The organism is Nonomuraea terrae, assembly GCF_044465245.1.
GTDB lineage: Bacteria > Actinomycetota > Actinomycetes > Streptosporangiales > Streptosporangiaceae > Nonomuraea > Nonomuraea terrae.
Genome location: NZ_JBITLL010000003.1, coordinates 1,190,127 through 1,206,434 on the forward strand (window position 1 = coordinate 1,190,127; position 16,308 = coordinate 1,206,434).

At 72.7% G+C, this 16,308-nt stretch carries 15 protein-coding genes; all 15 read right to left on the reverse strand.

All coding sequences use genetic code 11. The features are described 5' to 3' along the window. Positions 1-24: 24 nt before the first annotated feature. Positions 25-951, reverse strand: coding sequence for a methionyl-tRNA formyltransferase (gene fmt / locus ACIBP6_RS17915; RefSeq protein WP_397053340.1), 927 nt, complete (start codon positions 949-951; stop codon positions 25-27). Between the two features lie 4 nt (positions 952-955). Further along, on the reverse strand, positions 956-1,504 hold the full coding sequence (gene def / locus ACIBP6_RS17920) for a peptide deformylase (RefSeq protein WP_132609430.1): 549 nt from the start codon (positions 1,502-1,504) through the stop codon (positions 956-958). Between the two features lie 62 nt (positions 1,505-1,566). Beyond that, positions 1,567-2,913, reverse strand: a complete 1,347-nt coding sequence (locus ACIBP6_RS17925) for a hypothetical protein (RefSeq protein ID WP_397053343.1) — start codon at positions 2,911-2,913, stop codon at positions 1,567-1,569. Positions 2,914-2,950: 37 nt separating this feature from the next. After that, positions 2,951-4,420 (reverse strand): hypothetical protein, encoded by a 1,470-nt coding sequence (locus ACIBP6_RS17930; RefSeq protein WP_397053345.1) that lies wholly within the window; start codon positions 4,418-4,420, stop codon positions 2,951-2,953. A gap of 49 nt (positions 4,421-4,469) precedes the next feature. Continuing rightward, positions 4,470-6,722, reverse strand: a complete 2,253-nt coding sequence (locus tag ACIBP6_RS17935) for a primosomal protein N' (protein WP_397053347.1) — start codon at positions 6,720-6,722, stop codon at positions 4,470-4,472. A gap of 136 nt (positions 6,723-6,858) precedes the next feature. Next, complete coding sequence (gene metK / locus ACIBP6_RS17940) at positions 6,859-8,046, reverse strand: methionine adenosyltransferase (protein ID WP_132609438.1); 1,188 nt, start codon at positions 8,044-8,046, stop codon at positions 6,859-6,861. A gap of 128 nt (positions 8,047-8,174) precedes the next feature. After that, a complete protein-coding gene (locus ACIBP6_RS17945) occupies positions 8,175-8,537 on the reverse strand; it encodes a hypothetical protein (RefSeq protein ID WP_397053349.1) in 363 nt (120 codons plus the stop codon). A gap of 125 nt (positions 8,538-8,662) precedes the next feature. Continuing rightward, entirely contained in the window at positions 8,663-9,874 is a 1,212-nt protein-coding gene (gene coaBC, locus ACIBP6_RS17950; protein ID WP_397053351.1) for a bifunctional phosphopantothenoylcysteine decarboxylase/phosphopantothenate--cysteine ligase CoaBC, read from the reverse strand. Positions 9,875-9,882: 8 nt separating this feature from the next. Next, positions 9,883-10,152 carry a DNA-directed RNA polymerase subunit omega gene (gene rpoZ / locus ACIBP6_RS17955; RefSeq protein WP_043638590.1) on the reverse strand — a complete coding sequence of 90 codons (270 nt, stop codon included), beginning with the start codon at positions 10,150-10,152 and terminating at the stop codon, positions 9,883-9,885. A gap of 5 nt (positions 10,153-10,157) precedes the next feature. Beyond that, a complete protein-coding gene (gmk, locus tag ACIBP6_RS17960; RefSeq protein ID WP_397053425.1) occupies positions 10,158-10,751 on the reverse strand; it encodes a guanylate kinase in 594 nt (197 codons plus the stop codon). Between the two features lie 115 nt (positions 10,752-10,866). Further along, on the reverse strand, positions 10,867-11,190 hold the full coding sequence (gene mihF / locus ACIBP6_RS17965) for an integration host factor, actinobacterial type (RefSeq protein ID WP_132609442.1): 324 nt from the start codon (positions 11,188-11,190) through the stop codon (positions 10,867-10,869). Between the two features lie 424 nt (positions 11,191-11,614). Then, a complete protein-coding gene (locus tag ACIBP6_RS17970) occupies positions 11,615-13,372 on the reverse strand; it encodes a glycoside hydrolase family 15 protein (RefSeq protein WP_397053353.1) in 1,758 nt (585 codons plus the stop codon). A gap of 396 nt (positions 13,373-13,768) precedes the next feature. Continuing rightward, entirely contained in the window at positions 13,769-14,461 is a 693-nt protein-coding gene (gene pyrF / locus ACIBP6_RS17975; protein ID WP_397053355.1) for an orotidine-5'-phosphate decarboxylase, read from the reverse strand. A 25-nt stretch (positions 14,462-14,486) separates the two neighbouring features. Then, a complete protein-coding gene (locus tag ACIBP6_RS17980; protein ID WP_397053357.1) occupies positions 14,487-15,464 on the reverse strand; it encodes a dihydroorotate dehydrogenase in 978 nt (325 codons plus the stop codon). Continuing rightward, positions 15,454-16,305, reverse strand: coding sequence for a dihydroorotate dehydrogenase electron transfer subunit (locus ACIBP6_RS17985; protein WP_397053359.1), 852 nt, complete (start codon positions 16,303-16,305; stop codon positions 15,454-15,456). Before ACIBP6_RS17985 ends, ACIBP6_RS17980 begins: the two co-directional genes overlap by 11 nt. Positions 16,306-16,308 lie beyond the last annotated feature (3 nt).

Genomic DNA, 16,308 nt, shown 5'->3' on the forward strand with positions numbered 1-16,308 from the left:
CCGCGCCCCAGAAGGCACGATCTGTCACGCGAAGACCTCTTTGCCCTCTGGGCGAACTCCGCGGGCCCACTCGCCCGCTCCCATCAGCCGCTTGCCCTGCGGCTGCACCTCGCCCAGCTCCACCGCGTCGGTGGCCGTGCCGACCAGCACCGTCGTCTTGGTCGCGACGATCTGGCCGGGCGCGAGCCGCTCGCCGGTGATCAGCCGGACCGGCCCCACCTTCACCCGCTGGCCGCGGAACTCCGTCCAGGCGCCGGGGTTGGGGCTGCAGGCCCGGATGAGCCGGTCGACGTGCATGGCGGGCTTGGCCCAGTCGATCCGGGCGTCGTCCACGTTGATCTTGGGTGCGATGGTCACGCCGTCGGCGGGCTGCGGCCTGGCCTCCAGGGTGCCGTCCTCGACGCCGTCGAGGGTGGCGGCGAGCAGCCCGGCCCCCGAGACCGACAGCCGCTCCAGCAGCGTGCCGCTCGTGTCGCCGGCGCGGATCTCCTCGGTCACGACGCCGTAGACCGGCCCGGCGTCCAGCTCCTTGACGAGCTGGAACGTGGTCGCGCCCGTGATCGCGTCGCCGTGCAGGATCGCGTGCTGCACCGGAGCGGCCCCGCGCCAGGCGGGCAGGATCGAGAAGTGCAGGTTGATCCAGCCGTGCCGGGGCACGTCGAGCGCCGACTGCGGCAGCAGCGCGCCGTAGGCGACCACCGGGCAGCAGTCGGGCTCCAGCGCCCGCAGCCGGTCGAGGAACGCGGGGTCGCCGGCCTTGGGCGGGCGGAGCACCTCGATGCCCGCCTCCTCGGCGAGCGCGGCCACCGGCGACGGGTGGACCTTGCGGCCACGCCCCGACTGGGCGTCAGGACGGGTGACCACGGCCACGACGTCGTGGTGGGGCGAGTCGATCAGGGTGCGCAGGGACGGCAGCGCCGTCTCGGGTGTGCCCGCGAAGACCAGACGCATGCTCTCAGAGCGCCCTTCCGCCGGTCGGGTGGGGCGAGGCCTTGACCACGGGGGCGGACAGGCCGCTCCACTCCGCCTCGCGCACGGCCTTCATGGCGAGCTTGCGCTGCTTCGGGTCCATGCGGTCGATGAACAGGACGCCGTCGAGGTGGTCGGTCTCGTGCTGGAAGCAGCGCGCCATCAGGTCGGTGCCCTCCAGCACGACCGGCTCGCCGTACACGTTGAAGCCCTTGGCCACGGCGCGGATGGCGCGCGGCGTCGGGAACGACAGGCCGGGGAAGGACAGGCAGCCCTCCTCGCCCTCCTCGTCGATCTCCGGCGACAGGTCGAGGTCGGGGTTGATCAGGTGGCCGAGCTGCTCGTCGACGTAGTAGGTGAACACGCGCAGCCCGACGCCGATCTGCGGGGCCGCGAGGCCGGCGCCCGGGGCGTCCATCATCGTGTCGGTGAGGTCTTTGACCAGCTTGCGGAGCTCCTTGTCGAAGTCGACGACCGGGGCCGCCGGGGTACGCAGCACCGGATCTCCGAACAGCCGGATCGACTGGATCGCCAAGGGGTTCACTCCGTTTCGTCGAGCGTGGATCAGCCGCCCAGTTTAGTGCAGGTATGGACCCTCTACCGGCCCGCGCCCCGCGAACGCGCGTGCGCCAGCGTACGGGCCTTCAGCGCGGCCTTGCGGGCCGCCTTCACCACGGCCTGGTCGTCGTGGGCGGCGGCGAGCATGTCGAGCACGGCGATCGTGTCGGGGTGGCCGACCGCGGGCATCTGGCCGACCAGCCGGATCAGGTCCTCGCCCGGCTCGGGCGTGTCGATGCGGCCGGCGGCGGGCCCCGACATGTGCATGAGGGCCGCGAGGGAGTCGACCGCGATCCAGGTGTGGTCGTCGGGGCCGAGCGTCGGCGCGTCGAGGTCGCGGATGTGCAGCCAGGAGGCGGCGTAGCGGCGCATGAGCGGGTGGTCCAGCGCCTGCCGGACGGGCGCCTCGGCCTCCGGCCCCAGCTCCTCCAGGATGGCGCCGACCGCGCCGCGCTGGCCGGCGGTGCCGGACGCGGCGATCTCGACCAGCTCGCGGGCGGCGGACTCGGGCGAGCGGCGCTCCAGCCACCCGGCGACGGCGCTCTGCGTGGCACTGCCGTTGACCAGGGCCGCCACCAGCTCGGCCGCCGACAGGTCGGCGAACACCTCGACCTCGGCGGTGGTCGGCGCGTCGTGGCCCTCGCGCAGCAGGTCGCGGCGGACGGCCCACACCCCGAGCGGGGTGAGCGCGGTGCGCCCCGCCGCCGTCTGCTCGACCAGCCCGCAGTACGTCAGCAGCGACAGCGCCTCCAGCAGTTCGCCCGGCAGCGCGGCGGCCAGCTTGCGCATCTCGGCCGGGCCGGGCGCGCACGCCACCTCGTGGGACTGCAGGATGCCGCGCGCGAGGTTGGCGGTGGCGACGCCGGAGCGTACGGAGTAGATCGTGGCGAGCATCTCGGCCAGGTGGCCGTCGACCACGGCCGAGCCGGTCAGGCCGTCGTCGGCGCGGTCGAGGACGTCCATCACGACGCCGTCCCAGAACTCCAGCGTGGCTTCGACGGTGAGCCGCATCGACAGCGGCCCCCGCGACGCGCGCCCGCCGATGATCTGCAGCAGGCCGGTGTTGACCGCGACGATCCAGATCAGGCGCAGCCGGGAGGCCGGCACGCCGAGCTCCGCGGCGGCGGCCGCGGCGTCGGCGTCCGTCAGGTGCCCCTCGGGGACGACCGCGCGGGTGCCCGTCCAGCCGGTGAGCCGGATCGCGTCGGCCACCAGCGGCACCTCGGGCACCGCCCGGGCCAGCTCGGCGTCGGACGCCAGCGGGACCGGCGGGAACGTCAGCGCCTCCCGCTCCGCGCGAGTCTCCTCAAGGGGCCGCGGAGGCACGACGGCCTGCTCATCGATCAGCTTGCGCAGCTCGGCGAGTTCGAAGACGTTGTTTGCCACCCACGAAACTTACTGCACAGCGGTCACGTGAGCGTACTCAACGGATGGCTCGGGACCGGGCTTTGAACGCCGCCTTGCGCGCGGCCTTGGCGACCGTGCCGTCCGTGATGGAGCGCCCGAGGAGCTCCAGAACCTCGACCACGTCGGGATGGTCGACCCGCCACATCTCCTCGATCACGTGGGCGGGCGGGCCGGAGGCCGCCATGTTCTCGGCGAAGTTGTCCGGGTCCTCCTCGGCCGCGGGCATGGCCAGGGCGAGCATGTCGACGCTGACCCACAGCAGCTCCTCCTGGGTGAGCGAGGGCGCGGGCAGCCCCCTCGCGGCCAGCCAGTGGATGGCGTGCGGCCGCAGCTCCTGGTCGTCGAGGTAGGCGCGCACCTGGGCCTCCGCCCCGGAGCCGAGACGGTCGACGATGGTGATGGCGATGCCGCGGGCCACGGCGGGCGCGCCCGAGGCGGCGGCGAGCAGCTCGGCGGCGGCCTCGCCGGGATCGCGACCGGCCAGCCAGCGGGCGATGTCGGCCTCGGCCAGCTCGGCGGGCACGCCTTCGAGCAACCCTTCGATGAGCTCGTGCGCGTCGGCCTCGGCCAGGTCGGGGGCCAGCGGGGCGTCCATGCCGAGGGCCAGGTAATGTGCACGCAGCGCCCAGAGGGCGTGCGGGGTGAGCTCGGCGGTGTCGCCGTCGGTGTCGACCATGCCGCACCAGACCAGCCGGTCGAGCACGGCGGGCAGGTCGGCGGGGGTGTCGCCGGAGATCTCGTCGAGGTAGTCGCCGATCACGGTGACGGGCACCCGCACCTGGAGGCGGTAGAGCATGTCGAACAGGTCGTAGAGGCCCTCGTCGAGCTCGGGCGAGCCGGTGACCGCGCCGCCGGTGTCGTGGTCGAGCATCCGGGCCACGCGCTCGGACCAGGCGTTCAGCGGGTCGCCGCCGGCCGGCAGCGGCTCCTCGGCCAGCATCGGCACGGTCGCGAGCCCGGCGCGCAGCTCCTCGGTCTCGGCCAGCCGCACGGCGGGCAGCGGCGTGCAGCCCGGGCAGTCGCAGGGCGCCTCGCCCAGGTCGGGCAGCTCGCCGGCGGGGATGGCGACCGACTGCTCGAGCGACTCGGGACCGATCGAGCTGAACAGGCTCTTGGCCATGCCGAAGTTCGCCGGGTCGGCGAGGGCCTCGACCATGCGCGGCGCGATGTCGTCGAGCCGCTCGTGCATGCGCGCGGCGGTCTGGGCGCTCACCTTGCCGGCCTCGCTCAGGTAGCCGACGAGTGTGCGGGCCGCGGCGACGGTCTCGGACGCGCTCTCGGGCGGCGCGATGACCTTGCGCGGGTAGATGGACAGCAGCAGCTCGTCAAAGGTCTCCGGGGCGAAGTCACCCAGTTCGTTGACGTTCAGATAGTCGCTGGCGTAGTCGCAGAGCAGGCGGACCTCGTCCGCGTCAACCTCGACGCCCCGCGTGCTCCCCCAAGCGCGCAGGTCGTCGATGGCTTGGTTCACCCATTCGATCGACACAGAGGCACGCTAACGGCTGGCCAACGGATGAGCGAATCGGGGAAAGGGTCTAAATCAGGTCGAGGGGGTCGACACTCACCCTCACGACATCAGGCGTCTTACGCGCCGCACGCACCCCGCTGGCCCCTTTGAGCGCGGCGGCCAGGGCCGCGCCGCCCGACCGGCGTATCCGGATCATGGCGCGCTCCTGCCCGGAGTCGTCCACCGGGACGGGGCCGAGCACCTGGGCCTCGGGCGGGAGGCGTACCTCGTCGAGCATCTGCCGGACCGCGGCGGGCGCGCCGGTGAGCGTGGCCATCCGCACGGCGGGCGGGAACCCGAGCTCGGCGCGGTCGCCGAGCTCGCGCTCGGCGTGACCGACCGGATCCCACCTGATCAGAGCCTGTACGGCGGGCAGCCCGGCGTCGCCGAGCACCACCAGCTCGGCGGCGGGGCGCAGCAGGGCGGCGGCGTTCATCCACCGGCGCACCGCCTCCTCGCCCGCCCGCAGGTCCGCCCGTCCGAGCAGGGCCCACCCGTCGAGCAGCACGGCCGCCGCGTAACCGCCCTCGGCCACGGGCTCGGCGCCCGGCGTGGCGACGACGAGCGCGCGGGCGTCCGGAACCGACGCGAGGACGCCGTCGCGTCCGGAGGTGCGCACCGGCACGGACGGGAAGGCCCGCCCCAGCTCCTCGGCGGTACGGCGGGCGCCGGTGACCACGGCGCGCAGCCGGGGGCTGCCGCAGGACGGGCAGCGCCACGCCGCGTCCACCCGGCCGCACCAGCGGCAGTAGGGGGCCGTGTGACCGGCTCTCAGGGCGAGTGGCCCGTGGCAGCGCGGCTCCCCCTCGCCCGAGGGCGGAACCGCGTGGATCTCCGCCGTCATCCCGGCAGGCGCCTGCGGCCATCCGGCCGCCCTCCCACGCGTGCCGGCCTGGTCCCGGTCGTCCGGCGCCCGCTCCCCCGCGCCGCCCAGCTGGATCGCCCCCGCCATCGCCGAGCCGGCGTCCGGAGGCGCGACCCGCCTGGTCGGAGGCAGGACGCAGCGGGCGGGCGTACGGCAGTGGCGGCAGGCCAGGGCGGGCAGGTAGCCGCGCCTGGGCACCTGCACCAGCACCGGGCCGCGCTCCAGGCCGTGGCGCAGCGCCCGCCAGGCGATGCTGGGCAGCCGGGCCTGCCGTGCGGCCTGGTCCTTGGCCAGCTCGGCGTCCTCTCCCGCGGGGCGTACGCGGGGCGCGAGACTCCTGATCGTCGTACGGGCGGCCACGATGGGCCGGGCCCAGCCGGTCGCGACGAGCTGGGTGGCCTCGGCGGTACGCGCGTAGCCGCCGATCAGCATGGCCGCCCCGGCCCGGTGGGCGCGCAGCCCGAGCACCTCGCGCGCGTGCGGGTAGGGGGCCAGCCGTTCGGCGTGCAGGTCGTCGCCGTCGTCCCAGATGGCCACCAGGCCGAGATCCGCGACGGGGGCGAACATGGCGGTACGGGTGCCGACGACGGCGCGTACGTGGCCTCTCAGCACCTTCAGCCACCGCCGGTAGCGCTCGGCCGGGCCGAGGTCGGCGGTGAGCGCGACGTGCCTGCCGGGGCCGAGCATCCGGGCGAACGCGGCGTCCGCCAGCGCGACGTCCTTGCCGTCGGGCACCACGACGACCGCTCCCCTGCCGCCGTCGAGGGTGGCCAGCACCGCCTCGGCCAGCTCGGTCACCCACCCCCTGGCCCCGGGCAGCGCCGACCACACGGCGCGGGGCGCGCGCCCGTCGCGCAACGCCTTCAGGAACGACCGCCCGGCGGGGTAGGCGTCCCACGCGCTCGCCACGGAGGGGCCCGGCTCCGGGGAAGCCTCTTTCGCGGCCGCCGCAGCGGCCTCGGACGGCTCAGGGGCCGGTTCGGCTTCGGCCTTGGCGTGACGCGGCGGGATCGCCAGGCGCAGCACGTCGGTGAGCGTGCCCGCGTACCGGTCGGCGACCGCCCTGGCCAGTCCGGCGATCTCCGGGGTGAGCACCCGCTCCGGGGAGACCACACGTTCCAGCGGGGTCAGTTTGCCCTCGTGGTCGCTCGCGCCGACACGTTCGAGCAGGAACCCGTCGACGAGCTTGCCCGCGAACCGCAGCCGCACCCGCACCCCGGGCTCGGCGCTCTCGTGCAGGGTGGCGGGCACCAGGTAGTCGAAGGGCCGGTCGAGGTGCGGGAGCGGGCTGTCGACCACGACCCTGGCCACGGGCCGCTCAGGCGCGGCGACGGGGGCCCCTCTGGTGTCCTTCGCCGACACCGGGGGCCGCACGGCTTCGAGCGGCAGGAGGGCGTCGTCGGAGGAGTGGGTCACGCCTAACGTCTACCAGACCCCGCCACCCGCGACGTCCACGCGCACGGCGACCACCTGCGGGAAGCACGCAGACCGGTGCCGCGTCGTGGCGAAGCGGCACCGGTCGGGCGAGGCTCCCGCGGGGGAAGCCGGACGATCAGAGGCCGGCGGCGTTGCGCAGGGTCTCGGCGCGGTCGGTGGACTCCCAGGAGAAGCCCTCGCGGCCGAAGTGGCCGTAGGCGGCGGTCTCGGAGTAGATCGGGCGCAGCAGGTCGAGGTCGCGGATGATGGCGGCCGGGCGCAGGTCGAACACCTGGAGCACGGCCTCCTGGATCTTCTCCACGGGCACCTTCTCGGTGCCGAAGCACTCCACGAACAGACCCACCGGCTCGGCCTTGCCGATCGCGTAGGCCACCTGCACCTCGCACCGGTCGGCGAGCCCGGCGGCCACGACGTTCTTGGCGACCCAGCGCATGGCGTAGGCGGCCGAGCGGTCGACCTTGGAGGCGTCCTTGCCCGAGAAGGCGCCGCCGCCGTGGCGGGCCATGCCGCCGTAGGTGTCGATGATGATCTTGCGGCCGGTGAGGCCGGCGTCGCCCATCGGGCCGCCGATCTCGAAGCGGCCGGTCGGGTTGACCAGCAGGCGGTAGCCCTCGGTCTGCAGGTCGAGGTCGGCGAGCACGGGGTCGACCACGTGCTCCTTGATGTCGGGCGTCAGCATTTCCTTGAGGTCGATCTCGGCCGCGTGCTGCGTGGAGACGACCACGGTGTCGAGCCGGATCGGCGTGTCGCCGTCGTATTCGATCGTCACCTGGGTCTTGCCGTCGGGACGGAGGTAGGGCACCGTGCCGGTCTTGCGCACCTCGGACAGCCGCTGGGCGAGCCGGTGGGCCAGCGTGATCGGCAGCGGCATCAGCTCGGGGGTCTCACGGCAGGCGTAGCCGAACATGAGGCCCTGGTCGCCGGCGCCCTGGCGGTCGAGCTCGTCGTCGTCGCCGTCGACGCGGTGCTCGTAGGCGTTGTCGACGCCCTGGGCGATGTCGGGCGACTGCGCTCCGATGGACACCGACACGCCGCACGAGGCGCCGTCGAAGCCCTTGTGGGAGGCGTCGTAGCCGATCTCCAGGATCTTCTCCCGGATGACGCCGGGGATGTCGACGTAGGTCTCGGTCGTGACCTCGCCTGCGACGTGGACCTGGCCGGTGGTGATCAGCGTCTCGACCGCGACCCGGCTCTTGGGGTCGTCCTTGAGCATGGCGTCGAGAATCGCGTCACTGATCTGGTCGGCGATCTTGTCCGGGTGGCCCTCTGTGACCGACTCGGAGGTGAACAGGCGACGTGACAACTCAGTGGCTCCTCATGCAGCGGCTGCTGACGAATGTTAGGCCCGGGGCGGATGGGCGTGCTCGGGCCTGGCCGAAGTCTAGCCCTACCGGGCACCGAGTCGCGAAACCGTCCACCTACTGTCTCCTATCACAGTTCGGGCAGCGGATCCGGCGGGAGACTCTCCGGCGCGAAGATCTCCGCGTCGGCGGCCGAGACCACCGAGGCGTACTCCTCGTCGAACTCGAACACCCGCGAGCCGAGCTCGATCACCGGCCCTGGCCGGATCGGGCCGAGCCTGGTGTGCCGCGGGAACTCCGCGACCACCGACACCGGCCGATCGGTGCGCAGCGTCCGGGTGGCGAGCACGGATATGGCCGAGGCGGTGACGACGACGAGGAAGTTCCCCGAGCCCGCCGGCCCCGCGGAGAAGGCCGGGAAGACGTAGTGGATCTCCCCTTGGTCGCCGAGCAACGTCCTACAACGATCCCTGACAGCAGAACCCACCGGCATTCCATCCCCCTTTGCCCCAAGTATCCGCAGGCGTACGGGGGTGTCGCAACAGGTGATCAGGTAACTGCCTATAAACGGATTGCACACTGAAAGAGCGGCGTGTCCGTTTATCGATATCGGACGTGTCAGGAAAGGCGAGCGGCCACGAGGTCCCACACGGCGTCGGCGAGGTCTTCCTTGGGCCCGAACGGCACCTCGACCGGCTCTCCGCCCGCCACCAGCACGGTGGCCGCGTTGTCGGGGGTGCCGAACACCAGCCCCTCCCCCACCTGGTTGACCACGAGCAGGTCGCAGCCCTTGCGGGCGAGCTTGGCCTGCCCGTTGGCGAGCACGTCGTCGGTCTCGGCCGCGAAACCGACGATCACGCCGGGGCCCTCCGCGCCGGCCCGCGCGGCCCCTGCCGCGCGGCGCCGCTCGCCCAGCTCGGCGAGGATGTCGGGGTTCTTCGCCAGCCGGATGGGCTCGGGCTCGCCGTCCGTTTTCTTGATCTTGGAGCCCTGGCGTGTCGCGGGCCGGAAGTCGGCCACCGCGGCGGCCATGACCACCGCGTCGGCGCCCGCAGAGGCCTCGAGCACCGCCTCGCGCAAGTCCGCGGTCGACTCCACCCGCACGATCTTGGCGCCGGCGGGGTCGGGCAGCGTCACGTTGGCCGCCACCAGGGTCACCTCGGCGCCCCGCGCGACGGCCGTGCGGGCGAGGGCGTAGCCCTGCAGGCCGGAGGAACGATTGCCGATGAAGCGCACGGGGTCGATCGCCTCGCGCGTGCCGCCGGCGGAGACCACGATCCTGCGCCCGGCGAGGTCGAGCGGCCGGCCGCGCAGCACGCGCAGGCAGACCTGGAAGATCTCGGCCGGGTCGGGCAGCCGCCCGGGGCCGGTGTCGGCGCCGGTGAGGCGCCCCACGGCGGGGTCGATGACGACGGCGCCGCGCTCGCGCAGCGTCGCGACGTTGGCCCGGGTCGCGGGGTGCTGCCACATCTCGGTGTGCATCGCGGGCGCGAACACCACCGGGCACGTGGCTGTCAGCAGCGTGTTGGTCAGCAGGTCGCCGGCCAGCCCGTGGGCCGCCCTGGCCAGCACGTCGGCGGTCGCGGGCGCCACGACGACGAGGTCGGCCCCCTTGCCGATCCGCACATGGGGGACCTCGTGAACGTCGTCCCACACCTCGGCCGAGACGGGGTTGCCCGACAGGGCGGCCCAGGTGGGCGCGCCCACGAACTTGAGGGCCTCGCGGGTCGGGACGACCCGCACCTCGTGCCCGGATTCGGTGAGCAGCCGCAGCAGCTCACACGCCTTGTACGCGGCGATGCCGCCGCTGACGCCCAGGACGACCTTCATCGAAGGGGTCAGACCGCGCCTTCGATGGGCTCGGCGTTGAGCAGCCCCTCGGAGACCTCGCGCAGTGCGATGGACAGCGGCTTCTCCTGAGCGTGCGTCTCGACCAGCGGCCCGACGTATTCCAGCAGGCCCTCGCCGAGCTGGGAGTAGTAGGCGTTGATCTGGCGGGCGCGCTTGGCACCCATGATCACCAGTGAGTATTTGCTGTCGACGATGTCGAGCAGCGCGTCGATCGGCGGGTTGGTGATGCCCTCCGCGGCCGGGGTGGTGCCTGCCACGATTGTCAGACCTCTCGGTTGGTGGTTGTCGTGACCCCCTGAGGGTCAGTCATCAAGGCTATCAGCCGGCGACACACGTCTTGGACGCTTGTGTTGACCAAGGTGAGGTCGAATTCGCCCTCGGCGGCCATCTCGATCCGCCCGGCCTCCAACCGGCGCGCGATGACGTCCTCAGGCTCGGTGCCGCGCCCGCGCAGCCGCTTCTCCAGCTCCTCCCAGCTCGGCGGGGCCAGGAACACCAGCAGCGCCTCCGGCATGCTCCTGCGTACCTGCCTGGCGCCCTCGAGGTCGATCTCGAGCAGCGTCGGGACGCCGTCGGCGAGCTTCTTCAGCACCGCCTCGCGCGGGGTGCCGTAGCGGTTGCCCGCGAACTCCGCCCACTCCAGCAGCTGGCCCGCCTCGACCAGCCGGTCGAACTCCTCGCCGTCGACGAAGAAGTAGTGGACCCCGTTGACCTCGCCGGGCCGGGGTCTCCTGGTGGTCACCGAGACCGACAGCCACACCTCGGGGTGTGCCCGCCGGAGCTCGGCGACGACCGTGGACTTGCCGACGCCTGACGGCCCTGACAGGACCGTCAGCCGCCGCTCGCTCAAGGGCAGGAAGTCGTCCTCCGCTCCTGATCCGAGCGCCTCATGGGCACTGACGTCGCCGGACCAGGACCTCTCGGTCACTTCCTACCCCCCGTTGAACCTGCGCTTTCGTGTGGAACAGAGACTAGCTCTCGTTGCCACCGAACTCGCGCTCGAGGGCGGCCCGCTGGTTCGCGCCGAGGCCCCGCACGCGGCGGGACTCGGCGATGGCGAGCCGCTCCATGAGCTGCTTGGCGCGGACCTTGCCGACGCCAGGGAGCGATTCCAACAAGGCCGACACCTTCATCTTGCCGATGACGTCGTCGGCCTGCCCATCCTTGAGCACCTCAGCCAGAGAAACCGCGCCATGCTTGAGCCGGTTCTTGACCTCGGCACGCTCTTTACGGGCCTTTGCAGCCTTCTCCAGGGCTGCGGCGCGCTGCTCGGGGGTCAGGGGAGGAAGAGCCACGCCGGGTCACCTCGAATTTCTGTCGATGTACTCGGACGGGAAGGGAAACTAGCTGGTCATCGCCCCCTAAGCAACGTCAAGAGCGGTTTCTCTCGCGACAAAATCCACTTCATCACTGTGCGTGATCGTAAAATCACCTTCTGCTGATCAAATCGCCCTCACTTCCCCCTTCGCACGCCGGCTCGCACCGGCGCCGTGAAGTGCGGCGATGATCGCGCCACGGACGACCCCTCATGTCCGAAACCCCGTCCAGACCTGGGCCGAAACCCGATCGAAGATCGCGTGCGACACGCCTCACGGATACCTTATGATCTTGTGCGTGGGCCCTTTCCGGTCTCCGCGGCGCCGCCTCCACGGCGCCGTCGCGATGCCCGGAGAAGACCGCCGTCCCGGCTTCCCGCGTCACGCTTCGTGACGGCTCGGGCTAGCTGAGCGCCTGGGCCGTGTGGATCAGGTGGACGTGTGTGAACGCCTGCGGGAAATTGCCCAGCTGGCGTTCCCGCACGGGGTCGTACTCCTCGGCGAGCAGGCCCACGTCGTTGGTGAGGCCCAGCAGCCGTTCGAACAGCTCCGTGGCCTCGTCCTTGCGTCCGAGGAGGGCGAGCGCCTCGGCCAGCCAGAAGCTGCCCGCGAGGAAGGCGCCCTCGGTGCCGGGGAGCCCGTCGATGTCGTTGTGCTCGGAGGTCGGATAGCGCAGCAGGAGACCGTCCGTCGTCAGCTCGCGCTGGATGGCGTCGACCGTGCCGACGACCCGCGGGTCCTCCGGCGGCAGGAAGCCGGCGATCGGGATGAGGAGCAGCGCCGCGTCGAGCTCGCGCGAGCCGTACGACTGGGTGAACGTGCCGCGCTCGGCGTCGAAGCCCTTGTCGCAGACCTCGGCGTGGATCCGTTCCCGCAAGGCGCGCCAGCGCTCGACGGGCCCGGTGCGGCCGAACTCCTCGACGGCCCGCACCACATGGTCGGCCGCCGCCCACACCATGACCTTGGAATGGACGAAATGCCGCCGCCGGCCGCGGATCTCCCACAGACCCTCGTCGGGCTGGTCCCAGCTGCTCTCGATGAAGTCCATCAGCTTGCAGACGGTGGACCAGGCGTAGCTGTCGGGCTGCGGCATCCCGTGCTTGCGGGCCCGGTAGATGCAGCCGAGCGCCTGGCCGTAGACGTCGAGCTGGAGCTGGCTGACGGCGTCGTTGCCGATCCGCACCGGGCGGGAGCCCTCGTAACCGGAAAGCCAGTCCAGCGTCTGCTCCGGGAGCCGCCTCTCGCCCGCCACTCCGTACATGACCTGGAGGTCCTCAGGGCGGCCCGCCACGGCGCGGAGCAGCCAGTCCAGCCAGGCGCCGGCCTCGCCGACGTATCCGGCCCTGGACAGGGCGTCGAGGGTCATGGCGGCGTCGCGCAGCCAGCAGTACCGGTAGTCCCAGTTGCGTACGCCGCCGATGTGCTCGGGCAGCGACGTGGTGGGCGCCGCCACGATGCCGCCGGTCGGGCTGTAGGTGAGCGCCTTGAGTGTGATGAGGGAACGCACCACGGCGCCGCGCCAGGGGCCCGTGGCCTGGCAGTGGGAGACCCATTCCTCCCAGAACATCCTGGTCTTGCTGAGCTGATCACCGGGATCCATGGGGTCGGGCTTCGGCAGGTGGGAGGGCTGCCACGCGAACACGAACGCCCGGCGTTCCCCCGCGGCGATCGTGAAGGTGCCGGAATGCCGGTGACCGTCGCCCCGCAGGGGGACGGGTGCGTGGATCCAGATCGAGTCGGGCCCGCCGACGGCGTGGAGGTGGCCGTCGATGAGACGGCTCCACGGCACGATCCTGCCGTAGTCGAACCGGATACTGATCTCCACGGACATGTCCACCGTCCCGGACAGGCCCTCCACGATCCGCACCAGGTCGGGGTTGGCGTGCCGGGGAGGCATGAAGTCGATGACCTTGACGGTCCCGGTGGCGGTCTCCCACACGGTCTCGAGGATCAGCGTGTCGTCGACGTACGCGCGCCGCGTGGCCGTCTCGTGCCCGGCGGGGGCCAGCCGCCAGAACCCGTTGGACGCGTCGCCGAGGAGTTTGGCGAAACACGCGGGCGAGTCGAAGCGGGGAAGGCAGAGCCAGTCGATCGATCCGTCGCGACCGACGAGGGCCGCCGACCGCGTGTCCCCGATGAGGGCGTAGTCCTCGATCCGCACCTGAACCCTCTACCCCGCGTCGTCGCGGAGCGCCGTCACCGGCGCAAAGCCTCGGCCAAACGATCGGATGCCCTCGACGGCCGTGTCATACCGGGTGCGATCCGTGGGGCGTCGGCCACGCCCTCCGCCGGCAGCATCGGCGTGACGGACCGCGGGCACCTGCCGACGCCGGACCGTCGAGCCGGGCCCGTGTCGCGGCCGACGCAACCGGACACCGCGGCGGGCGCGCCGAAGCGGTCCCGGTTCGCGGCGGCGGCCCTGCGGCGGCCCTCCAATCCTCGCGCGCGATGCCGAAGGATCGACCGCGATGCCGGGCCCGCCGTAGCGCTCCCGGCCCTCCTCGGCCCGCTCGACGTGTCCGCCTGCTTGGACAGGCGAAGATGACAGCGGCGGCGGTCAGGAGGCGCGGCGCAGGGAGGCGGCGATGGCCGCCGCGGCGGCGCCTGGATCGGGGGCGGCGGTGATGGGACGGCCGATGACGAGCAGGTCGGCTCCGTCGGCCAGGGCCTGCTCCGGGGTGGCCACCCGCATCTGGTCCTGCGCGTCGCTCCCCTTGGGACGCACGCCGGGCGTGATGAGCGTGATCCCGTCGCCCACCTCGGCGCGCACCGCCGACACCTCGTTGGGCGAGCACACCAGCGCCGTGGCGCCCGCCTCGACCGACAGGGCGGCCAGGCGGCGTACGGCGTCGTCGGCCGGCCCCGCGATGCCGATACGGCCGAGGTCGGACTCCGACAGGGAGGTCAGGATGGTCACGGCGGCGATCCGGGTGTGCGGCGCGGCCTCCACGGCGGCCCTGATCATGGCGGGCCCACCGGCGGCGTGCACGGTGAGGATGGACGGCCGCAGCCGCGCCACCGCCCGGGAGGCCCCGGCGACGGTGTTGGGGATGTCGTGCAGCTTCAGGTCCAGGAAGACGGCGACGCCGCTGGCCCCCCGCACGGAGGCGATCACGTCGGGGCCGTAGCGCAGGTAGAGCTCCAGCCCCACCTTGACCGTGCTGACGTGCGGTGTGACCAGGGCGGCCCACCGGGCGGCGGTCTCCAGGTCGGGGGCGTCGAGAGCGACGGCGATGGGTGCGGGGGTCAACAGGTGCGCTCCTGGGATTCGGGAGTCAAGGCGTGCTCTCCTCGGTGTCTACCAACAGGTGCCGGGGCGCGCTCCCCGGCGGGCGATGCGCCAGGCCGACGGCGTCGGCCAGGCGCTGGAAGCCGCGGGCCCTCAGCAGGTCCTCCAGCTCGCGTTCGATGCGCAGGCAGGCGTACGGGTCGTGGAACAGCGCCGTGCCGACGCCGACCACGCAGGCGCCCGCGAGGACGAGCTGGAAGGCGTCGCGGCCGGTCATCACGCCGCCGATGCCGATGAGCGGCACCCCGGGGAGGGCGGCGTGGACCTGCCAGACACACCGTACGGCCAGCGGCAGGATGGCCGGCCCCGACAGGCCGCCGGTGACGGCGGCGAGCGAGGGCCGCAGCGCCTCGGTGTCGATGGCCATGCCCAGCGGATTGTTGATCATGGACAGCGCGTCGGCCCCGGCGTCCACGCAGGCCCGCGCGACGGCGACGATGTCGGCCACGTCGGGCGCGAGCTTGGCGACGACCGGCACGTCGTAGCGCATGATCGAGCGTACGGAGGCGATCACCTCGGCGGCGGCGCTGCCCTCGCGCGCGAACACGCGCCCGCGATCCTCCATGTTCGGGCAGGAAAGGTTGACCTCCAGCGCGGTCACCCCGGGCGCGTCGGCGAGCCTGCGGGCCAGCTCGGAGTATTCGGCGACGGTGCCGCCGCCGATCGAGACGATGGTCTTGATGCCGCGCTGGGCCAGCCAGGGCAGCTCGCGCTCCAGGAACGCGTCGATGCCCGGCCCCTGCAGCCCGACGGCGTTGAGCATGCCGGAGGGCGTCTCGGCCATGCGGGGCGTGGGCCGGCCGGCGCGCGGCGCCATGGTGATCGAGCGGGTGGTCAGCGCGCCGAGCCGGTGCAGGTCGAAGAACTGCGCGAGCTCCCGGCCGGAGGAGGCGCAGCCGGCGGCCGTGGTGACCGGGTTCGCCAGCTCCACGTGCGCTAGAAATGTCCTCATATCAACCGACATGTCGCGCACCGCCTCCGGGGGCGCCGAGCGCGTCGAACGGGATCGTCCCCACGTCCTCGAAACGCACCCGCTCCCCGCGGAACACCGGCCCCTCGGCGCACGCCCGGACCATCCTGGTGGCCCCGTCGTCGCCGATGACCGGCAGCACGCAGGTCATGCAGACGCCGATCCCGCAGGCCATCGACTCCTCCACCGCCGCCTGCACCGGGATGTCGAACTCCATCGCCACCGCCGTCACCGCCCGCAGCGTCTCCATCGGCGCGCACGCGTAGACCGCGTCGGCCCGCGTGTCGGCGATCACCGACGGCAGCGCGTCGGTGACCTTGCCGCGCAGGCCGAGCGACCCGTCCTCGGTGGTCAGCGTGGTCGTCGTGGCCATCCGGCGTGCCCGCATCGCCCCGAACACCCGCTCCGCCCCGGCGCCGCCGAGCACGAAGTCGACCCGGCAGCCCCGCGCCAGCAGCGCGTCGGCCAGCGGGAAGAGCACGGCGGAGCCGTACTCGGAGCCGACCAGCACGCAGTGGGCGGGGTCGCGGGGCAGCGGGAACGGCCGCCCGAGCGGCCCGACCAGGTCGAGCGTGTCACGGGCGCGCCGCTCGGCCAGCCAGGCCGTGCCGGGCCCGCGCATGGTGAAGACGAGCTCGACCGTGCCGCCGTAGTCGGACTTCACGTCGTGGATGGACAGCGCGCGGCGCGTCACCATCGACGTGTGGGGCCCGCCGACCGCCACCGAGACGAAGTGACCGGGGCGGTAACGCTCGGCGATGCCGGGCGCCACCACCGTCAGCGCATGGTAGGCGTCGACCCGGCGCGTCGTCAGCACCGTGCCCGTCACCTGCACCGG